Annotated in this window: 17 protein-coding genes; all 17 read left to right on the forward strand. The window is 53.4% G+C overall.

The features are described 5' to 3' along the window. Positions 1–448 precede the first annotated feature (448 nt). Positions 449–1003: a peroxiredoxin gene (locus EGT74_RS26025; RefSeq protein WP_123849539.1), complete on the forward strand. Its 555-nt coding sequence runs from the start codon at positions 449–451 to the stop codon at positions 1001–1003. Positions 1004–1076: 73 nt separating this feature from the next. Then, on the forward strand, positions 1077–1664 hold the full coding sequence (locus tag EGT74_RS26030; protein WP_123849540.1) for a carboxymuconolactone decarboxylase family protein: 588 nt from the start codon (positions 1077–1079) through the stop codon (positions 1662–1664). 115 nt (positions 1665–1779) lie between these two features. After that, positions 1780–2019 carry a 50S ribosomal protein L28 gene (gene rpmB / locus EGT74_RS26035; RefSeq protein WP_119079658.1) on the forward strand — a complete coding sequence of 80 codons (240 nt, stop codon included), beginning with the start codon at positions 1780–1782 and terminating at the stop codon, positions 2017–2019. Between the two features lie 31 nt (positions 2020–2050). After that, positions 2051–2233 carry a 50S ribosomal protein L33 gene (rpmG, locus tag EGT74_RS26040; protein WP_074238941.1) on the forward strand — a complete coding sequence of 61 codons (183 nt, stop codon included), beginning with the start codon at positions 2051–2053 and terminating at the stop codon, positions 2231–2233. 90 nt (positions 2234–2323) lie between these two features. Continuing rightward, complete coding sequence (locus tag EGT74_RS26045) at positions 2324–2497, forward strand: DUF4295 family protein (protein ID WP_123849541.1); 174 nt, start codon at positions 2324–2326, stop codon at positions 2495–2497. Positions 2498–3292: 795 nt separating this feature from the next. After that, a complete protein-coding gene (gene ftsY / locus EGT74_RS26050) occupies positions 3293–4255 on the forward strand; it encodes a signal recognition particle-docking protein FtsY (protein WP_123849542.1) in 963 nt (320 codons plus the stop codon). A gap of 194 nt (positions 4256–4449) precedes the next feature. After that, positions 4450–4863 (forward strand): BRO family protein, encoded by a 414-nt coding sequence (locus EGT74_RS27235; protein WP_246008306.1) that lies wholly within the window; start codon positions 4450–4452, stop codon positions 4861–4863. A 97-nt stretch (positions 4864–4960) separates the two neighbouring features. Beyond that, a complete protein-coding gene (locus tag EGT74_RS27240; protein ID WP_246008307.1) occupies positions 4961–5230 on the forward strand; it encodes a hypothetical protein in 270 nt (89 codons plus the stop codon). Positions 5231–5363: 133 nt separating this feature from the next. Beyond that, on the forward strand, positions 5364–6263 hold the full coding sequence (locus EGT74_RS26060) for a cupin-like domain-containing protein (protein WP_123849543.1): 900 nt from the start codon (positions 5364–5366) through the stop codon (positions 6261–6263). A gap of 176 nt (positions 6264–6439) precedes the next feature. Continuing rightward, complete coding sequence (rimO, locus tag EGT74_RS26065) at positions 6440–7747, forward strand: 30S ribosomal protein S12 methylthiotransferase RimO (RefSeq protein WP_123849544.1); 1308 nt, start codon at positions 6440–6442, stop codon at positions 7745–7747. A 62-nt stretch (positions 7748–7809) separates the two neighbouring features. Further along, positions 7810–9570 carry a DEAD/DEAH box helicase gene (locus EGT74_RS26070; RefSeq protein ID WP_123849545.1) on the forward strand — a complete coding sequence of 587 codons (1761 nt, stop codon included), beginning with the start codon at positions 7810–7812 and terminating at the stop codon, positions 9568–9570. Between the two features lie 91 nt (positions 9571–9661). Next, a complete protein-coding gene (gene glgB, locus EGT74_RS26075) occupies positions 9662–11635 on the forward strand; it encodes a 1,4-alpha-glucan branching protein GlgB (protein ID WP_123849546.1) in 1974 nt (657 codons plus the stop codon). A gap of 292 nt (positions 11636–11927) precedes the next feature. Further along, on the forward strand, positions 11928–12836 hold the full coding sequence (locus tag EGT74_RS26080) for a DUF4382 domain-containing protein (protein ID WP_123849547.1): 909 nt from the start codon (positions 11928–11930) through the stop codon (positions 12834–12836). Positions 12837–12940: 104 nt separating this feature from the next. Then, the gene (locus tag EGT74_RS26085; RefSeq protein ID WP_123849548.1) at positions 12941–13519 is read left to right on the forward strand and encodes a toxin-antitoxin system YwqK family antitoxin; all 579 of its coding nucleotides are present in this window, start codon (positions 12941–12943) and stop codon (positions 13517–13519) included. Positions 13520–13816: 297 nt separating this feature from the next. Then, complete coding sequence (locus EGT74_RS26090; protein WP_123849549.1) at positions 13817–15721, forward strand: ATP-binding protein; 1905 nt, start codon at positions 13817–13819, stop codon at positions 15719–15721. A 114-nt stretch (positions 15722–15835) separates the two neighbouring features. After that, entirely contained in the window at positions 15836–19051 is a 3216-nt protein-coding gene (locus EGT74_RS26095) for a SusC/RagA family TonB-linked outer membrane protein (protein ID WP_123849550.1), read from the forward strand. A gap of 3 nt (positions 19052–19054) precedes the next feature. Next, a complete protein-coding gene (locus EGT74_RS26100) occupies positions 19055–20470 on the forward strand; it encodes a SusD/RagB family nutrient-binding outer membrane lipoprotein (RefSeq protein ID WP_123849551.1) in 1416 nt (471 codons plus the stop codon). Positions 20471–20572: the final 102 nt, after the last annotated feature.

The following is a 20572-nucleotide window of genomic DNA, read 5'->3' on the forward strand; positions in this document are numbered from 1 at the left end:
TCATGTCCGGCCCTTAGCTGCCGCATGAACCGCCGAAACTAGATGAATAAATCCTGCGTAGCATCGAATTCATCTTGTTTGTTGATGCTGTTTTTGATAAACGGAATCAAAGCAAGGCCAACCGTAAGAATCGCTAAAAGTACATTTCTCAGTTTCATATCCTGTCCTGTTTTTTACTTGCTACATATATAACTAAATAACGTGCCAAAAGGTTACGCGGAATCGTTAAAAAATTGTGTATTTCAGCAGTCAAAACACCAGCAAAATAAGGAGTTTCACGCTGGCAGCGGGTTTGCGGGAAGTGGTGTCTATAATAAATTGAAACAGTATAGAGTAAATTGATATCTAGTGTCGATAAATCTATTTGATTTATCCCTTTTTGATGATGAACTTTGCGGCGGCTTTACTAAACAGCTTAGCATTAAATCAATAAAAATCGAAATAGATCATGAAAAATGCAGTTTTATCCGTAGGGGCGCAATTCCCTGAGTTTGCAAAAAAGGCAGTTGTTTCAATCGAAAAAGGGAAAGAGTTTTATGAAATCTCTTCCGAAGAGATCAAAAACTCCGGCAAATGGATGGTGATGTTCTGGTGGCCCAAGGATTTTACGTTTGTTTGTCCTACCGAAATTGCTGAATTCAACAAACACTACCAGGATTTCGCCGACCGCGACGCTATCCTGATCGGTGCTTCCACCGACTCTGAATTTGTGCACCTCGCCTGGAGGAAAGATCACGACGATCTCCGCGGCCTGCAGTTCCCCATGCTGGCAGACACTTCAAAAAGCCTCGCCGAAGAGCTCGGCATCCTGCAATCCGACGAAAAGATCGCTTACCGTGCTACTTTCGTGGTGGATCCCCAGGGTATCGTTCGCTGGACTTCCGTATATGACCTGAGCGTAGGCCGTAACGTGAAGGAAGTTATCCGCGTGATCGACGCGCTGCAGACAGACGAGCTGTGCCCCTGCAACTGGCAGAAAGGCGAAGCGACCCTGAACGCATAATGACATTGAAGCAGGAGGGGCCTTTTCCGGCCCCTTTTGTTTTTACCCCGTACACAACACAAAAAGATTCAACATGTTTGCAACGAATACACAGGAAACCGCCCAGCAGCTGCTGCAGGCGGTGGGGATGCCCACGCAGGACGTGCCCGGTAAACTGGCTGCGCTGGCCGCTACGGACGCCCGTTACCTGAAAGATCTGAAAATCAACGTGACCAACGCCATCGACGCCGGTACCCTGACCAAAAAGGAAGCGTACCTGCTGGGCCTGGCGGTGGCCGTGAACGAGAAGCTGGCCGGCCTGCAGGGCGGTTTTGAGCAGCTGGCGCTGGCGGCGGGCGCTACCGACAAGGAAGTGGCCGACGTGGTGAGCTGCACCTCGCTGATGAACGCCAACAACGTGTATTACCGTTTCCGCCACTTCGTGGGCAAGGAGTTTTACACCACGGCGCCGGCGGGTATCCGGATGAGCATTATGGCCAATCCGGCGATCGGGAAGGAGTTTTTCGAGCTGGTGAGCCTGGTGGTGTCTGCCCTGAACGGTTGTGAAATGTGCGTGAGCTCTCATGAGGAGGCGCTTTTAAAGCACGGCACCGAACAGCAGCGGATCCTCGATGCGGTGAGGCTGGGCGCGGTGATCAGGAGCCTGGGGGTGCTGCTGTGAGTAGTGGAGTGTCCATAAAATTAGACATCAAATAAATTATGTGAATAAAAACACTTCCCATAATTTGATAATTACGTAAAATAGTGCGACTTTTGCAGTCCAAAATTTTTAGAACATGGCAAGAGTATGTCAGGTGACAGGGAAAAAACCAATTACAGGTCATCATGTATCTTTTTCGAACATCAAGACAAAAAGAAGGTTTCTGCCCAATCTGCAAACCAAGCGTTTCTTTTTGGCTGAGGAAGACCGTTGGATCACTTTGAAAGTGTCCGCCGATGGTCTGAGAACCATTAACAAACGTGGCCTGTATGCCGTAGTGAAAGAGCTGCGCGCTGAAGGTAACAAAGACATCTAATTCGTTAAGGATCACTTAATAAGAATACAAAATGGCAAAGAAAGGTAACAGGGTGCAGGTAATTCTGGAGTGCACGGAGCATAAAAATTCCGGCCAGCCGGGTACTTCCCGCTACATCAGCAACAAAAACAAAAAGAACACTCCGGAGCGTCTGGAGCTGAAAAAGTACAATCCTATCCTGAGAAAGGTGACTGTACACAAAGAAATTAAATAAGGTCAGTTAGTTGCGGGGCTGTTAATCGTTCAGGTTACGGTTAGCTCTGAATGATTGACACTTTACAATTAACGATTAATTCTATACAAGATGGCAAAACAGGCTTCTAAAAACGCGAAAGTAAAAGATACGAAAGCAGCCGCTGAGGCGAAAGTGTGGACGAAAGTGATCAGAGCTGTACGTTCTCCCAAATCAGGCGCTTATACCTTCAAGGAAGCAATCGTGCACAAAGACAAAGTGCAGGAGTACATGACCCAGAAGTAATTCGGCTTTACTAATCATACTGCAATAAAGCTGTTCGCAATGCGGACGGCTTTTTGTGTTTTGGAGAATGGCGGGAGTTTTACAGCTATCTGCCGGTTGCGCCGGGAAATATTCGCGGGACGCCGTCCATTTGGGGCGGCATCCGGCATTTAAGGGTGGGTATAGGGTGGCAGGGCTTGGTGACTACCCAGGCAGCCCGCGGCTGCCGCCCCCCAAAGCATACACACCGATAGCCGGTTACGCCCCCACGTGCCCTTTGACTACCCGGCACCTGACCAGGGGTCGAAAAAACAGGGCCTACTCAATAGTGTGGCAGCGCAAAAGGAAAGCCAATATCATTTGAGCCAGTGAGCCCTGCCAGCGTCAATTACAGGCACTGTAAAGTGCCTGTTGTATCGAACCGCAGGGTCAGTGCAGCAAATCCTGTTTCCTCCCCGTAAAGTCCCCAGGCGCGGCGAAATCGGTCGAAATCCTTACTGTGTCTGTGTTTCAAGGGGGTTTAAGTACCTATGAAGTACCTGTTAAGTACCTATGGAGTACGTATAAGGTACCTTCTATACAGATAGCTCAAAGGTGCCTTATAGGTACTTAACAGGTACTTTATCCCTGCTCAAACCCAATGGTATCAAGGGATTGCGCGTATTCTGCATCGCGTTTGGCGGTTTGGCGGAGGCGATGGCAGGGGCGAATATTTTTACCCGTCAAATCCTGAATAACGCTACATTTGTAACCTGCTTCCGGAAACAGGCAGTTAACCGCCTCCGGATGGCTAAATCACATTGTAATTGACTTTGTATGGGTTTTTTTAATAAGCTCTTTTCACGGGAAAAGAAGGAAAGTCTGGATCAGGGCCTTCAGAAAACAAAAGAAAGTTTCCTCTCCAAAATCGGCCGCGCCATCGCCGGTAAGTCCACCGTAGACGCAGAAGTGCTGGACAACCTGGAAGAAGCGCTCGTATCCGCCGACGTGGGCGTAGACACCACGGTGCGGATCATCAGCAAAATCGAAGCACGCGTTGCTAAAGATAAATATCTGAACACCAGTGAATTAAACCGGATACTGCAAGAAGAAGTGGCAGCCATTCTCGTGGATGCGCCAGACAGTGGTTTCCGCGATTTCGACGTACCGGCCGGTAAAAAGCCCTACGTGATCATGGTGGTAGGAGTGAACGGGGTGGGCAAAACCACTACCATCGGTAAACTGGCCTACAACTTCAAAAAAGCCGGCAAATCGGTGCTGCTGGGCGCTGCGGATACCTTCCGGGCCGCCGCGGTAGATCAGCTGACCATCTGGAGCGAAAGGGTGGGCGTGCCCATCGTGAAGCAGCAAATGGGCTCTGACCCGGCTGCGGTGGCTTTCGACACCGTGCAAAGCGGGGTAGCCCGCGAAACCGATGTGATCATCATCGATACGGCCGGCCGTCTTCATAACAAGCTCCACCTCATGGACGAGCTCACCAAAATCAAACGCGTCATGAACAAGGTCATCCCCGATGCCCCTCATGAGGTGCTGCTGGTGCTCGACGGCTCCACCGGCCAGAACGCGCTCGAACAGGCCCGCCAGTTCACCGCGGCTACGGAAGTGACCTCCCTGGCCATCACCAAACTCGATGGTACCGCCAAAGGCGGCGTGGTACTGGCGATCGCGAACCAGTTCAAAATACCGGTAAAATACATCGGTATCGGCGAAAAAATGGAAGATCTGCAGGTGTTTGACCGCGAAGAATTCGTGGATACACTGTTCAGCTTAAATGATTGATTCTGAAGATACCATATTGAGAGCCGGAAGTTTTGCTTCCGGCTTTTTTGATGGCGATGCCCTGTTTCGCCTTTTTTAATATATTTAATGCAATTGTCTGTTAACCTTTAAAACCATTGTTTGATGAAGAAAGAACAAATTCAACAACTATTTGCGCGATTTGAACAAGCCTGTTATGAGTATCGGGGCATTGAATGCGGAGTGCCCGGGAATTACAGGACATTCTCGGCTATTCCAAATGGGATAACTTTCTCAACGTACTGGAGAAAGCGAAGAAAGCTTGTATAACCTCTGGGGGTAAGGTTTCTGATCATTTTGCCGATATCGGGAAAATGATCGAACTCGCCAGGGGCGCACAACGGCAAATTGAAGACATGGCGCTGTCCCGTTATGCATGTTACCTGGTGGCCCAGAATGGCGATTCCGCAAAAGCAGAAATTGCTTTCGCGCAAACCAATTTCGCAGTACAAACAAGAAAGCAGGAAATCATTGAGCAGCGACTGATGGATATTGCCAGAGTGGCTGCAAGAGAGAAGCTGTCCAAATCCGAGAAAAGTTGTCAGGTATCATTTATGAACGGGGAGTGGACGAACGCGGTTTTGCCCTGATCCGGAGCAAAGGGGACAAGCGCTTTTTGGTGGATTTAATACCACCGATATTAAAAAGAAGTTTAATGTTCCGGAAAGCAGCCCCCTGGCTGACTTTTTGCCTACCCTTACCAGCAAGGCCAAAGACTTTGCCACCGAGCTCACCAGTCACAACGTTATCGAAAAAGACCTTGGCGCCGAGGAGGAGATTTCCGATGAGCACGTTGATAACAATCTTGCTGTAAGAAAGATGTTGCAGGAAAGAGGGGTAAGACCGGAGCAATTGCCTCCCGAAGAGGATGTGAAAAAGGTACAACGGAAGCTGAATGTTGATGCCAAAAAAGTACCGGACAATGTTAGAAAATCCGGGAACAAGCGTCGGAAATAGCGTCTGCTATTAGCTGCCTGGCACCAATACCGAACTATTTATCAACCTTTTACGCACGCTGTGCATCTATTGCAGCAATTCCTTAAATTTGATGATAGTACCTTATTGTTTCACCCGAAAACAATTCGTTTTTATGAAAATACAATCCATAGATCGAGTTGAGCACATTTCAGCGGAAGACTTCAGGACACAATACTTCGAACCTCGCAAACCCTTGATCATTACAGGATTGTCCAAAGCCTGGCCTGCACGCGACAAATGGACCTGGGATTACTTCAAATCCATCGTGGGCGATAAAACCGTAGGAGTTTACAATAACGAAAGGGCAGGGGCGAAAACCCTCGTCAACGGCGCAGACGATTACATCCGTTTCGGGGACTATCTCGACATGATCCAGCAGGGGCCGGTCAAACTCCGGATCTTCCTGTTCAATATCTTCCAGCATGCCCCGCAGCTGGTTGACGATTTCACCTGGCCCGACGAATTCGCCAAAGGGTTCCTCAAAAAATACCCGATGCTGTTCGTGGGCGGAGAGGGTTCCATAGCCCATATGCATTACGACATCGATCTCAGCCACATCTTCCATACCCAGTTCGTTGGCCGTAAAAGGGTGCTGCTGCTGGAGAACAACCAGTCGAAGCTCATTTACCGTATGCCCCTCACCGTGGAGAGCGCGGCCAGTTTCGTGAACTGGAAAGAGCAGCTCGACGAAGCCAACTACCCCGCGCTCCAGTACGCACGGGGTTATTCCACCATCCTCGAGCACGGCGACACCATGTTCATGCCGGGCGGCTACTGGCACCATATGGAGTACCTGGACGGCGGCTTCGCCATGAGCCTGCGCGCCCTCGACCATACCCTCGCCGGCAAACTCAACGGCCTTTACCACATCGCCGGCCTGCGGAGCATGAACAACCTGATGATCAGGATGGCGCCGCAATGGTGGTATCACTACAAACGCAAAGTAGCCCGCCAGCGCGCGGAAAGGGCCATGAAACAGCTCGAAGTGGCAGGTAACGGCCGCCAGTATTGATTAATTATATGTTAATACACATATTTTCAATATAATTCGTTAACTTTGCACCTTCTCAAGAGACTCCACAAAGACTCATAGTCACTCAACAACAGCTGCCTGCTGTAAATTCAAAGCGTGTCTGCGCGTCTTCGTGGCAAATTCCGGGCAACCGGGATCAACTTAAAAATTGCTATTTGAAGACAAGAACTTTAAAGAAGGACAAGGTTAATATTATTACGCTGGGTTGTTCGAAGAACATGGTTGATTCGGAGGTTTTAAGCGGCCAGCTGAAAGCCAACGACATCGATGTGGTGCATGAAAACGCCAAACGCGATCACAATATCGTGGTGGTGAACACCTGCGGTTTTATCGATAAGGCCAAAGAAGAATCCATCAATACCATCCTCGACCAGGTGGAGCTCAAGAACAGGGGCCGCCTCGACAAGGTGTTCGTGACCGGTTGCCTGAGTGAGCGCTACCGTGGTGACCTTGAGAAAGAAATACCCGGCGTGGACGCCTGGTTCGGTACCATGGAACTGCCCCTCATCCTCAAAAAATTCGATGCGGACTATAAGGCGGAACTCGTAGGTGAAAGGTTGCTCAGCACCCCTTCGCACTACGCCTATCTGAAAATCTCGGAAGGCTGTAACCGTACCTGCGCATTCTGCGCCATTCCCCTGATGCGCGGCCAGCACGTTTCCAAACCCATCGAGCAACTGGTGGCGGAAGCGGAGAAACTGGTGAAGAGCGGGGTGAAGGAAATCATGCTGATCGCACAGGAACTGACCTATTATGGCCTGGACCTGTACAAACAGCGCCGCCTCGCCGACCTGCTCAATGCCCTGGCCGATGTGAAAGGCCTCGAATGGATTCGCCTGCACTATGCCTATCCCACCAAGTTTCCCCTCGAAATACTGGATGTGATGCGGGAGCGGGATAATATCTGCAAGTACCTCGACATGCCGCTGCAGCACATCGCGGACCCCATGCTCAAGGCCATGAAACGCCAGATCACCCGCCGCGAGATCTTCGACCTGGTGCAGACCATCCGCGAAAAAGTGCCCGGCATCTGCCTGCGTACCACCCTCATCGCCGGTTTCCCCGGTGAAACGGAAGAAGACGTGGAAGACGTGAAACGTTTCCTCGAAGAGGTACGGTTCGACAGGGTAGGCGTGTTCACCTACAGCCACGAGGAAAACACCTCGGCTTACGACCTGGAAGACAACATCCCGGCCGAAGAAAAAGAAAGGCGCGCGCAGGACATCATGGAAACGCAGCAGGAAATTTCCCTGGAGAAGAACCAGGAGAAAGTTGGAAAAGTATTCAAAGTAATCGTTGATAAGAAAGAATCCGGCCGTTACCTGGGCCGTACGGAGTTCGATTCGGTGGAGGTGGATAATGAGGTGATCATTAACACAGACAGGAAGTTGAAACCCGGCGATTTTGTACAGGTTAAAATAACCAAGGCGTTCGACTATGACTTGGAAGGAGAGCTGGTTTAAAACAACCGGCAATTGATCACCCGGCCTGTTAAAAAAACAAGCGGGCCACCGAAAAAAATTAAATGACAACATTCGAATCATTAGGACTTCAGGAGAATCTGCTGAAAGGCGTAACAGACCTCGGCTTTGTTTCCCCTACACCCATCCAGGAAAAAGCTATTCCGGTACTCCTCGGCGGAGACCGCGATTTTGTGGGCCTGGCACAAACCGGTACCGGTAAAACGGCGGCATTTGGTTTGCCGCTGCTGCATCAGCTCGATGTAAAATTGCGCCAGCCGCAGGCACTCATCCTGTGCCCCACGCGTGAGCTGTGCCTCCAGATTACCAACGACCTGAAAAATTTCTCCAAATACCTCGGCGACGTGAGCATCGTAGCCGTGTACGGTGGTACTGCCATCGGCCTGCAGCTGCGTGAACTGAAACGCGGCGTGCACATCGTGGTAGCCACCCCGGGCCGCCTGCTCGACATCATCGAGCGCGGCGCCATCAACTTCGAAAAAGTACGCTATGCCGTGCTCGACGAAGCGGATGAAATGCTCAACATGGGTTTCCAGGAAGATATCAACAGCATTCTTTCCAATACCCCCGAAGAAAAAACAACCTGGCTGTTTTCCGCCACCATGCCCGCGGAAGTTCGCCGCATCGCCCAGAAATACATGGACGATCCCTTCGAACTGACCGTAGGCAGCAAAAACAGCGGTAACGTCAATATCGAGCACGAATATTATGTAGTGCGCCCCCGCGACAAGTACGCAGCGCTGAAACGCATCGTGGACTTCAACCCGGACATCTTCGGCATCATCTTCACCCGTACCAAGATCGAGTCTCAGGAAATCGCCGAAAGCCTCATCCGCGACGGTTACAACGCCGACGCCCTGCACGGTGACCTCACCCAGCAGCAGCGCGACAAGGTGATGAAACGTTTCCGTGAAAAATCCATCCAGGTGCTGGTGGCTACAGATGTGGCCGCACGCGGTATCGACGTGGATAACGTAACGCACGTGATCAACTACGACCTGCCCGACGACGTGGAGAACTACACCCACCGTTCAGGCCGTACCGCCCGCGCGGGCCGTTCCGGCGTATCCATCGCCATCATCGGCGGCCGCGACATCGGCAAGATCCGCCAGATAGAGCGTGTGCTCGGCGGCAAGAAATTCGTGAAGGCGGAAGTGCCGGACGGATTCGCCGTATGCGAAAAACAATTGTTCGCCCTCGTACATAAAGTGCATAACGTAGTGGTAAACGAAGAGCAGATAGACCCCTATCTGACCCGCATATACGAAGAGTTTGCAGACCTGAGCAAGGAAGAACTGATCCGCCGCTTCGCCTCCCTCGAGTTCAACGAGTTCCTGGAATACTACCAGGACGCTCCGGACCTGAACGTGAAGGAAGAGCGCCGCGGCAGCGAAGACTTCGGCCGCACCGCCCGCAACGGCAAATTCAGCCGCCTGTTCATCAACCTGGGCTCTGTTGACAATTTCACCCGCGGCGACATGCTGCGCTTTATCTGCGACAATACCGGCCTGCGTGGCAACATGATCGGCCGTATCGACCTGAAAGGCGTTTATTCCTTCTTCGAAGTGGAAAACGACGTGGTGGAAAAAGTGCAGAACAGCTTCAAAAAAGTGGAATACAACGGCCGCTCCGTAAGGATCGAAACCTCACAGGACGGTGACAAGCGCCGTACCGGTGGTGGTGGCGGCGGTCGCTCTTATGCCGACCGTCCCCGTAAAACCTGGACAGGCAGCGAAGACGGAGGGTTCCGTCCCCGCCGCGAGTTCTCCAAATCCGGTGGCGGTGGTTTCCGCGGAAAACGCTAAGCACCGCTTCAGATATTATAATTTTAACCCGCAGACGACAGTTTGCGGGTTATTTTTTTTATCTTGAAAAAAATCACCAGCCCAAACAGGTATGACCACAACCCGCCAAAAGCTAAAAAAGAGCATTCCACAGGATGAAGAGCCGTTCCGTACATTAAAGCCCGTAGAACCTTTTTCATTGTTCTCCGCCCGGGATATACAGCTGTTCCAGGAAGGGTCGCACGACCGTCTGTATGAAAAGTTCGGGTCGCACGGCCTTACCTACGAAGGGGTGGAGGGTACCTATTTCGCCGTTTGGGCGCCCAACGCGGCTTTTGTGTCGGTGATCGGCGACTTCAACGGCTGGAACCAGTACAGTCATACCCTGTACCCCCGCTGGGACAAATCCGGTATCTGGGAAGGGTTTATTCCCCATCTCAAGGACCGGCAGCTGTATAAATACTTTATCCGCTCCAATTCCGGGGAAGAGCTCCGCAAGGGCGACCCATTTGCCAACCATTGGGAGGTAAGGCCGAAAACGGCGTCCGTCACCACCCATCTCACCTACAAATGGAAAGATGCGGCCTGGATGAAGAAAAGAGCCGCCAAGAACAGCCTCCGCAGCCCGTTTTCAGTGTATGAAGTGCACCTGGGCTCGTGGCGCCGGCCGGACCCGGAGAATCACGAAGTCTTTTATTCCTACAAGGAGATAACAGCCATGCTGGTGCCCTATGTGAAAGAAATGGGGTTCACGCATGTGGAACTGATGCCCATCATGGAGCATCCCTTCGACGGGTCGTGGGGCTACCAGCTCACGGGGTTTTATGCCCCCACCGCCCGGTACGGTACGCCCCAGGAATTCATGGCCATGGTGGACGCGTTCCATCACGCCGGCATCGGGGTGATACTCGACTGGGTGCCTTCCCACTTTCCTTACGACGACCATGGCCTCTACCGTTTCGACGGTTCGCACTGTTACGAATACGCCGATATGCGGAAAGGGTTTCACCCGGACTGGAACAGTTATGTGTTTAACTATGCCCGCAACGAGGTCAAATCCTTCCTGCTCAGCAACGCCCTGTTCTGGCTCGATAAATTCCATATCGACGGCCTGCGGGTGGATGCGGTGGCCTCCATGATCCATCTCGATTATTCGCGGAAGGCGGGCGCCTGGGAGCCCAATGCCCATGGCGGGAATGAAAACCTCGAAGCCATCGCTTTCCTCAAAGAGCTCAATACCACCATTTACAGCCGCTTCCCGGACGTGCAGACCATCGCGGAGGAATCGACCTCGTTCTACGGCGTGTCCCGCCCCGTATTCATGGGCGGCCTGGGTTTCGGGATGAAGTGGATGATGGGCTGGATGAACGATACGCTCGACTACTTCAAAAAGGATCCCCTCTTCCGCAAGTGGTACCAGAACCAGATCACTTTCAGCATCATGTACGCCTTCAGCGAAAACTTCATGCTGCCGCTCAGCCACGATGAAGTGGTGCACGGCAAGAGCCCGCTGATCTATAAAATGCCCGGCGACGACTGGCAGCAGTTTGCCAACCTGCGGCTGATGTACAGCTACATGTTTACCCATCCCGGCACCAAGTTATTATTCATGGGAGGGGAGTTCGGCGATACGAAAGAATGGAATTATAAAACCGAGCTGGGCTGGCACCTGTTGCAGCATCCTACGCACCAGGGCCTGCAGGAATTCGTGAAGGCCGCTAATAAACTCTACACCGGCGAGCCCGCCCTGTATGCCACGCAGTTCGACGCCAACAGTTTTGAATGGGTGCACCTGGCGGACCACGACAACAGCATCATCGTGTACGCCCGCAAAGGGGAAAACGGTGAAGTGATACTCGTGGCGCTGAACATGACGCCCGTGGCCCATGAAGCCTATCCCATCGGCATCCCCTGGGACCTCAATTTCAAGGAGGTGCTCAACAGCGACGAAGCGCGCTTTTACGGCAGCGGCGTGGTCAATACCGGCATCCTCAAACCCGTAACGGGCCGCTTCGGCAAACCTTACGATCTCATCCTGCGGCTGCCGCCTTTAGGCGCGGCCATTTTCAAAAGCAGGAAAAAATAAATTCCCATTAACAAAGCAATGCAACGGGCCCCGGCGAGGGCCCGTTTCGCATGAAAGCCTTTCCCTGCAAAGCTTCGGCCCGGGCTTTGGAATGAAAATTGCAGATACAACCCCGGACCATATTTCACGGCATGAAAAAAATTCTAACGGCTGTTTAAACCTTCTCCGGTATTTCCCATCTAACCTGAACGGTGCAATAAGGACATGTGATTCTGCGTTTCAATTACCATTTGATCTGATTATTATTCCATAGTTGAAAAACGAGTAACTAATCTTAAAACCAGTCTTTATTATGAAAAAAGTGTTCCGCAAGTGGGGCTTGCCCGTCGTGCTCCTGGGTGCCCTCTCCTTCATTATGTACGCCTGTACAAAAAACAGTTCTGCCGAACCGGGCGAAGTGCCTGACGGCAAACAGCGCGTGAGCATCAAACTGACGGATGGGCCCGGCGTGTTCGACCAGGTGCTCATCGATATCCGGAAAGTGGAAGTACTGATCGACACCTGTAAAAGCGACGACGATGACGACGACGACCGCTGGGACGACCGCGACCGTTGCGGCTGGTGGGAAGACAGAGGCCGTGGAAGAGATAAGGACGATGACTGCGACATATGGGATTCCCTCGCCGTTAAACCCGGTGTATACGATCTGCTGAAACTCCGTAACGGTGTAGATACCAGTCTTGCCGCCGGCGTGATCGCCAAAGGCCGCATCAAGGCCATCCGTATCACCGTGGGCCCCAACAACTCTCTCGTAAAAGACAGCGTAAGTTATCCGCTCCGTTCCATCGGCGGACAGGTGAAAATACTGATCAAAGTAAGACATCACGAATGGGATGAAATTTCTCCCGATAACCTGCAACTGTGGCTCGATTTCGACATACAACGTTCCATCATCCAGGTAAGCCGTGGCAAGTTCATCCTCGTGCCGTTCATCCACGTGTGGACATTGAAAACCACCGGTTCCGTATCCGGCAGGATTCTGCCCACCGATGCTGAAGCAGTGGTGACGGTATACAACAGTCTTGATTCCATGTACGCATTACCGGGCCGCCAGGGCGAATTCAAAATCCGCGGTCTGAAAGTGGGCACGTACAGCCTGTATGTAAATGCCGGCAATGGTTACCGAGACACGACCATTACCAACATCAAGGTCGAACGCAACAAAGACACCAAAGTTCCTACGATTACTCTGAAGAAGTAATCTTGCAACCTGAAACAATACAAACGGGGCCCCGATTTTACGGGGCCCCTTCCATTGCGGAAAAAATTGTAAATTGTGAATAACCATTAAATCCTTTAGTTCCTGTGAAAACACTCATCTCATTGATTCTCTGCTCATTTATTGCGCTTACTGCGGCCGCACAGTCCGGGGGTAACAGCGTGGACGCCAAAAAACGCAAACAGGGCCCCTGGGTGGAACAGGTGGAAGGCGTGCGCGGCGAGCCCGGTTATTCCTGGGAAGGCCGGTATGTCAACGACCGGAAGGAGGGCGTCTGGAAAAAATACAACGCCAACGGCGATGTGATTGCGGAAGAAACATTTAAACACGGCGCACTGGATGGTTTGTGCAAGTATTATTACCCCGACGGCAAAATCAGCGCAGTGGGCAACATGATAGCCGTGGACCTGGAAGGCCAGAAAGATACGGTGACGGTGGTAGACCCCGTTACCAGCGAGGAAAACCTCGTGGAAGTAACCCGCAAAGGCCATTCCGTGAAACACGGCGAATGGCGGGTGTATGATGAAGACGGCTCCATGATGCGCGAAACCTATGAGCGTGGTGAACTGAGCACTTCAGCCCCGGCCGGCAAGCCCCGCAACGCCGCCCCGCTGCCCCATGAACAACAAGCCCCCGGCGCTAAAAAGAAGAAAGGCAAAGGGTAAGTTTTTTTCATTTATAACCGTTGCACAAGTATTATACACTGGTAACGAATACGATAAAACCCGTATAATACCAGGGTGAAACAAAAACCGGAAACGGCCCCAGCAACGTATATATCTTTTTAGCAAATTAGGACAGGATTCCTTACATTTAGATAGAGGCACTAAGCATATAGGAGGCATGAAAGGAGCCGCTGTTCAACCAAAACCAAGAATTCCCTGACCGTGACTGGAAAACCGTGTCTTTATTGTAAGAGTGGTCATCATATCAGTCCGTTTGTTTAAATAAACCTATTCGTGATGCCGAGTTTAATATCCCAAACATTCCGCGCCAGGCTACAGCACATTTACAAGTTGGGCATATTGCGTACCGCCAGTAAAGAAGAAGCCCGGAGGATCAGGGTGGTCAACATCGTCAGCTTTGCCACCGGCATACTGGTAACGGTATACGGCATCTCATTCTATTTGCTCGTACATTCCCTGCTCATCCTGGTTCCGGCCGTAGGCATATTCTGCCCGGCTTTTTTCAGCATGATATGGCTGAACTATAAAGGCTATTTCAACGCATCGCGGATCGGCCTGCTGGGCATCTTTATCGTCATCATCCTGTACTACGGCGCCATCCTGGGGCGTGTTACCGAAGTGCAGCTGCTGGCCGTTTTCCTCATGAGCGTGGCCCTGCTGATCTGGCGCCCGCAGGAGAAGCTGCAGCGCATTATCTGTGTATCGATGCCCATTATCTGCCTGGTGGTGCTCGAGTTCATTTATTATTTCCATCTCGTTGAACCGTTGCCGTTATCGGCCCAGACGCAGAACCTTTACCGCTGGATGGTGATGCCCGTGGTGCTCTTTTTGAATTATCTCGCCATCAGTTTATACCAGCGTAATATCATGGACCTGCTGCGGACCCTTCGCAGCCGCAACACCGCCCTCCTCCGCAGCCGCAACGAAGTCATGAACCAGCGCATGGAGCTGGCGCGGTACAGCGGCGAAATGGAAGACCTAGTGCATGAGCGCACGATTGCCCTGCAAACGGCCAACGACGCCAAAACGCAGTTCATCAGCGAACTGAGCCACGAAATTCGCACCCCCCTTAACACCATCATGGGCATCAGCGAGATGCTGAACGAAGCGCTCGGCCAGCCCGACCCGGAAGAGCGCATCCGCCAGATGGCCAAAAACCTCCACGCCACCAGCCACAACATCCTCGAACTGGTGAACAGCGTGCTGGAGCTGGCCAAAATCGAAGCCGGCAAAACGGATGAAGTGAAGATGGGCGCATTTTCCCTGCGCGACTGGCTGCTCAATACCGTGAATATTTACCAGAGCATCGCCAGTAAAAAATCCGTGTTCATCCACCTCGAAATAGACAGCCGTTTCCCGGAAATGATCGTCAGCGACAAACTGATGCTGGGGCAGGTGATCAACAACATCCTGTCCAATTCCATCAAATTCACCCCCGCCGAAAAAAACATCCGCGTACGCTGTTTCCATAACCTGCACAGCATGTTCATCCAGGTATGCGACGAAGGACGCGGCATTCCCTCAGAGCAGCTCGCCGCCATCTTCCAGCCGTTCGAACAGGGCGACCGGGATATGTACCGGCAGTTTGGCGGCAGCGGCCTCGGCCTGGCCATCGCCAAAAGAAAAGTGGAACTGATGGGCGGCAGCATACAGGTAAGCAGCCAGCAGGGCGAAGGCAGCAACTTCCTCATCGCATTGCCGCTGCAGATCAGCAGCGAGGCGCGGGTGCATACCGCCACCGAAATAGCGCCCCTGCCTTCGCATATTAAAATAGTGGTGATGGACGATAACGTGATCGACCATACGATCATGAAACACTTCCTGGCCAGGATCGGCATCACACAGGTGCGGTTCGCCATCAACGGCCTGGAAGGCATAGAGCTGGTGCGGGACATGCAGCCCGACGTGATTCTCATGGATCTGCACATGCCCGTGATGAGCGGGCGCGAAACGTTTTTTAACCTCCGGCAGGAAAAGCTGCTGAAACATATCCCCATCGTAGCCGTATCGTCCGATGCGTTTAAAGAGCAGGAGCAGGAGTATATTTCGATGGGCATGGACGGTTACATCCGCAAGCCTGTGGAAATTAGCGTGTTGCATGGCGTGCTCGAAAAACTGCTGCTCGTCGATTCCCGTTCCGCCAATGCCGCTGCCCTGCCCAATCCCAGCCTGGCCGACTAAAAATTAAAGAATCAATTCCTACAGTTGAGCCGGATAATATCACACTCCGGCGTGTCCCCCTGCGTCTCATTGCTGTATTGCGTGTTTATTGCCGGATAAACCAAAATATAGCTTATGAAACGAAAACTACTATTGTTTTTCCTGCTCATATGCGTGACGTCCCTGCACGCCCAGGAAAAGCCCCGATCCGGTCTGGTGACCGATGAAGCCGGCATGCCGCTGGAACGGGTGTCGGTGCAGATCAAAGGCTCCACAGGCGGCGGTTTCACCGATGCCGCCGGCGCCTTCAGGGTCCAGGCCAAAGACAACGACGTACTGGTGTTTTCCATGATAGGGTACAACCGCACCGAAGTGCCCGCCAGGAATGTGGGCGCCGGTTTTTCGCTGAAGCTCCCCAAAAGCGAAAGCCAGCTCACGGAAGTGGTGGTGGCCGCTTTGGGTGTGAACAGGCGGCGGAACCAGACGTCGTACGCCATCCAGCAGATCTCGGGAGAAGAGATCGCCCGGGTGCGCGCGCCCAACTTCATGCAGGGCCTCTCCGGCAAGATCGCCGGTCTGAGCATCCAGCAGAACAACGTGCTGGGCGGCTCCACCAACGTGCAGCTGCGTGGCATCCGCTCCATCACCAACGACAACACCGCGCTGTTCGTAATCGACGGCGTGCCTTACAACAACCAGAGCGGCGCCCGCCACACCAGCGGTTTGGGTAACAGCCTGCAACGCCTCGGCTTCGGCGGCTATGATTATGGCAGCGCCGCAGCAGATATCAACCCCGACGATATTGAAAGCATCAGCGTACTCAAAGGCGCCGCGGCCACCGCTCTGTACGGCTCGCAAGGCGCCAACGGCGTGGTGCTGGTTACGACAAAAAAAGGAAAAAGAGGCCTCGGCATTACCGTCAACACCGGTGTGGGCGTAGCAACGCTCGTTAAAAGCACTTTCCCCAAATACCAGAACGAATACGGCGCCGGTTATGAATCGCACTGGTTCAACCGCGACGTCAACGGCGACGGCACGCCAGACCGTGTAGCCCGCCTCGACGCCGACGCTTCGTTCGGCATGCCCTTCGATCCCAACCTGATGGTGTACCAATGGGATGCGTTCGACAGCACGTCGCCTACTTACCGCAAAGCCCGCCCCTGGACCGCCGCCGCGCACGATGCCAGTCATTTCTTCCGACCCGGCGTATCCACCAACTTCAGCGCCTTTGCGGACGGCGGTTCCGATAAGGGTACCTTCAAAGTCGGCTATACCCGCAACGACGACCGCGGCATCATCGAGAACAGCAAAATCACCAAAAACCTGGTGAACTTTTCCGGTACGCTCAACCTGTCTGACAAGATCACCGTCGGCGCCATGACCAACTATTCCCACATCGAAGGAAAGGGCCGTTATGGTACGGGATACGACGGCGATTACGGCCGTAACATCATGACTTCTTTCCGGCAGTGGTGGCAGACGAACGTCGATATCAAAGAGCAGCGCGCGGCGTATTTCCGCAACAAACGGAACGCCACCTGGAACTATCATTCCCCCAGCGATCTTACCCCGTACTACTGGAACAATCCGTACTGGAGCATTTACGAGAACTACGAAACCGACGCCCGCAGCCGTTATTTCGGCAATGTGCACGTCAATTACAAGATCGCGCCCTGGCTGAACCTGCTGGCCCGCGCTTCGCTCGATACGTATGACGAACTGCGGGAAGAGCGCGTCAATCTCGGCAGCACCGGTGTGTCTACCTACAAACGCACCAATGCTTCTTTCCTCGAAAACAACTACGATCTGTTGCTGAATATGGACAAGGATTTGACTGACAAACTGAATTTCAAAGCGCTGCTGGGCGGCAACATCCGCAAGCAGAAATCACAGACGATCTTCGCCGAAACCAACGGGGGCCTGATTTCCGACCGGGTGTATTCCCTCACCAATTCCCTGAACGCACCCGAAACGCCGTATGAATACGTGGGCAGGCGCGAGGTGCAGGGCATCTTCAGCGGTGTGACGCTTTCCTGGAACGACATGATTACACTCGACGGGACTGTCCGGCGCGATGCTTCTTCCACGCTGCCCGACGGCAACAACGTGTATTATTATCCTTCCGGTTCGCTGGGCTTCACCTTCACGAAGCTGCTCTCGGACCTGCGCTGGTTCTCGCACGGCAAACTGCGTGCGAACGTAGCCCAGGTAGGCAGCGACGCGCCGATCGGCATCGTGAACGACGTGTACGTGGGTGAATCGCCTTTCGGCTCGCGGCCCCAATACCGCATTTCCACTTCGAAAAATAACGGCTCCCTGAAGCCGGAACGTACCAACAGTATCGAAGCCGGCGTGGAGATGAGTTTCCTCAACAGCCGGATAGGCGTGGACCTCACGTATTACCGCACCCGCACCATCGACCAGATCATGCCGGTGAACGTTTCCCGCACCACGGGCTACAGTTACAAATACCTCAACGCCGGCACGGTGGAGAACAAAGGCTGGGAAGCCACGCTGAGCCTGGTGCCGGTGAAAACGCCCGACTTTGCCTGGAACGTACAGGCCAACTGGTCGAAGAACAATAACCTGGTGCTCGCGCTGTATGGCGATGCGGAGAATTTCAGCATCGGCACCGGCTTCCAGGGGAATATCACGCTCAATGCCACCAAAGGCCGCCCGTACGGGATGATCCGCGGCCGCGATTTTATCTATACCAACGGCCAGCGTACCGTGGGCGACGACGGGCTGTACCTGCTCACGCCCAACCTGAACGCGGAAATCGGCGACCCCAACCCCGACTGGATCGGCGGCATCAATAACCACTTCCGCTACAAGAACCTGAGCTTCAGTTTCCTCGTGGACATGCGTAAAGGAGGCGATATTTTCAGTCTCGATATGTACTACGGCCTTTCCACCGGCCTCTATCCCGAAACCGCCGGTCTCAATGCGAAAGGCAAGCCCACGCGCAGCCCCGTGGATGAAGGCGGTGGTGTGATCCTGCCCGGCGTAACGGCAGACGGCAAGCCCAACACCCAATATGTGGAGAACACCTACGAAGTGGCGTTCGGCACCAGCACCACTCCGCAGAAGGCGTTCGTGTACGACGGCAGTTACGTGAAGCTGCGCGAAATGGTGCTCACCTATTCGCTGCCGCAGCCGCTGCTCAGCCGCATGAAAGCGTTCAAGGGCGTCGACCTGTCGCTGATAGGCCGCAACCTCTGGATCATCCACAAAAACATCCCGTATGCCGACCCGGAAGACAACCTGGGCGCCGGCAACCTGCAGGGATACCAGGCCGCGGCGTATCCCACGACCCGCACGGTTACCTTCAATCTTAAATTTAAATTCTAGCAGATGAAGAAGTGTATATATATCCTGGCGCTGCTGGCCGCCGCATCCTGCACGCGCGACCTGACAGACCTGAACAAAGACGTGAAGAACCCGACGGATGCGCCTTCGTACGCCCTTTTCACTTACGGGCAGAAGGAGCTGGTGGAGCTGCTCACCACGTCGGACGTCAATACCAGCGGCTACCGGTTTGTGGTGCAGTACTGGCAGCAAACCACGTATGCCGACGAAAGCCGCTACAACTTTGACGAGCGGGAACTGAACAAACACTGGTGGGACGGTTTTTATACCGATGTGCTCGGCAACCTGGAGGCCGCGCGCGACCTCATCCCGAAATACACCGCCGACCCCGCCGCGCAAAAGAACCAGGCGGCGATGATCGACATCATGGAAGTGGCTGCCTGGCATTACGTGGTGACGACGTACGGCAACGTGCCGTATTCCGAAGCGCTCAACATCGAATCCGCCTTCCCGAAATACGACGACGCCAACACCATCTACCTCGACCTCATCAAACGCCTCACCGACGCGTCTGCCGCGCTGAACACCGCCGCCGGCGGGTTTGGCGATGCCGATGTGCTGTACGGCAGCAACATCAACCGCTGGAAGAAACTGGCCAACACCCTCAAACTGAAGCTGGCCATGACGCTGGCGGATGCCGATGCGGCGAAGGCCAAAACCTTTGCCGAAGAAGCCGCGCAGGCCGGCGTGATCGGCAGTGCGGCGGAAAGCGCGCTGTACCGTTTCCTCTCATCGCCCCCGAATAACAATCCCGTATGGACGGATGTGGTGCAGAGCGGGCGGAACGACTTCGTGGCCTGCAGAACCATCGTAGATAGCCTGAAAGCCAAAACGGATCCGCGCCTGCAGAAATACTTCACCCCGAACGTAGCCGGTGTGTATGTAGGCGGTGCGCCGGGTGTGCTGTCTGATTACGAAGACTTCTCGCACATCGGCCCCATCATCGCCGCAGCGGACAATCCCGGAGTGCTCATCGATTACGCCGAAACCGAGTTTCTCCTCGCCGAAGCCGTAGCCCGCGGGTTTGCCGTGGGGGGCACCGCAGAAGCGCATTACAACAAAGCCGTGGAAGCTTCCTTTATCGCCTGGGGCCTTACCGCCGGCGACGCGGCCGTGCATCTCGCCAAACCCGGCGTGAAATATGTGGCCGCCGAGTGGAAAAAATACATCGGCGTACAGAAATGGATCGCCTTTGTGAACCGTGGGGTGGATGCGTGGCTCGAATGGAGAAGGCTCGATTATCCGCAGCTGGAGGCAGCCCACGAGGCCGTGAGCGACATTCCGCTGCGCGTGAAATATTCTGTGGACGAACAGAACATCAACCGCAAGAACTACGAAAAGGGCTCGCACGACATCGGCGGCGATGAGGTGGAAACGAGGCTGTGGTTCGACAAATTCTGAGAATACCCTTTATCATAAGCGTTATTTAGATTTTGGATGATAGAAAGGCCGGGAATTTTTATTCCCGGTTTTTTTGCGCCTGTCATGTTGGATGTATGCCCG

The sequence above is a fragment of the Chitinophaga lutea genome (genome assembly GCF_003813775.1).
Classification (GTDB): Bacteria; Bacteroidota; Bacteroidia; order Chitinophagales; family Chitinophagaceae; genus Chitinophaga; species Chitinophaga lutea.

Bases quoted from the DNA above. Each gene is read 5' to 3' on its own strand.
- EGT74_RS26025 (WP_123849539.1), top strand. From the start codon at position 449: ATGAAAAATGCAGTTTTATCCGTAGGGGCGCAATTCCCTGAGTTTGCA.
- EGT74_RS26030 (WP_123849540.1), top strand. From the start codon at position 1,077: ATGTTTGCAACGAATACACAGGAAACCGCCCAGCAGCTGCTGCAGGCG.
- rpmB (WP_119079658.1), top strand. From the start codon at position 1,780: ATGGCAAGAGTATGTCAGGTGACAGGGAAAAAACCAATTACAGGTCAT.
- rpmG (WP_074238941.1), top strand. From the start codon at position 2,051: ATGGCAAAGAAAGGTAACAGGGTGCAGGTAATTCTGGAGTGCACGGAG.
- EGT74_RS26045 (WP_123849541.1), top strand. From the start codon at position 2,324: ATGGCAAAACAGGCTTCTAAAAACGCGAAAGTAAAAGATACGAAAGCA.
- ftsY (WP_123849542.1), top strand. From the start codon at position 3,293: ATGGGTTTTTTTAATAAGCTCTTTTCACGGGAAAAGAAGGAAAGTCTG.
- EGT74_RS27235 (WP_246008306.1), top strand. From the start codon at position 4,450: ATGCGGAGTGCCCGGGAATTACAGGACATTCTCGGCTATTCCAAATGG.
- EGT74_RS26060 (WP_123849543.1), top strand. From the start codon at position 5,364: ATGAAAATACAATCCATAGATCGAGTTGAGCACATTTCAGCGGAAGAC.
- EGT74_RS26070 (WP_123849545.1), top strand. From the start codon at position 7,810: ATGACAACATTCGAATCATTAGGACTTCAGGAGAATCTGCTGAAAGGC.
- glgB (WP_123849546.1), top strand. From the start codon at position 9,662: ATGACCACAACCCGCCAAAAGCTAAAAAAGAGCATTCCACAGGATGAA.
- EGT74_RS26080 (WP_123849547.1), top strand. From the start codon at position 11,928: ATGAAAAAAGTGTTCCGCAAGTGGGGCTTGCCCGTCGTGCTCCTGGGT.
- EGT74_RS26090 (WP_123849549.1), top strand. From the start codon at position 13,817: ATGCCGAGTTTAATATCCCAAACATTCCGCGCCAGGCTACAGCACATT.
- EGT74_RS26095 (WP_123849550.1), top strand. From the start codon at position 15,836: ATGAAACGAAAACTACTATTGTTTTTCCTGCTCATATGCGTGACGTCC.
- EGT74_RS26100 (WP_123849551.1), top strand. From the start codon at position 19,055: ATGAAGAAGTGTATATATATCCTGGCGCTGCTGGCCGCCGCATCCTGC.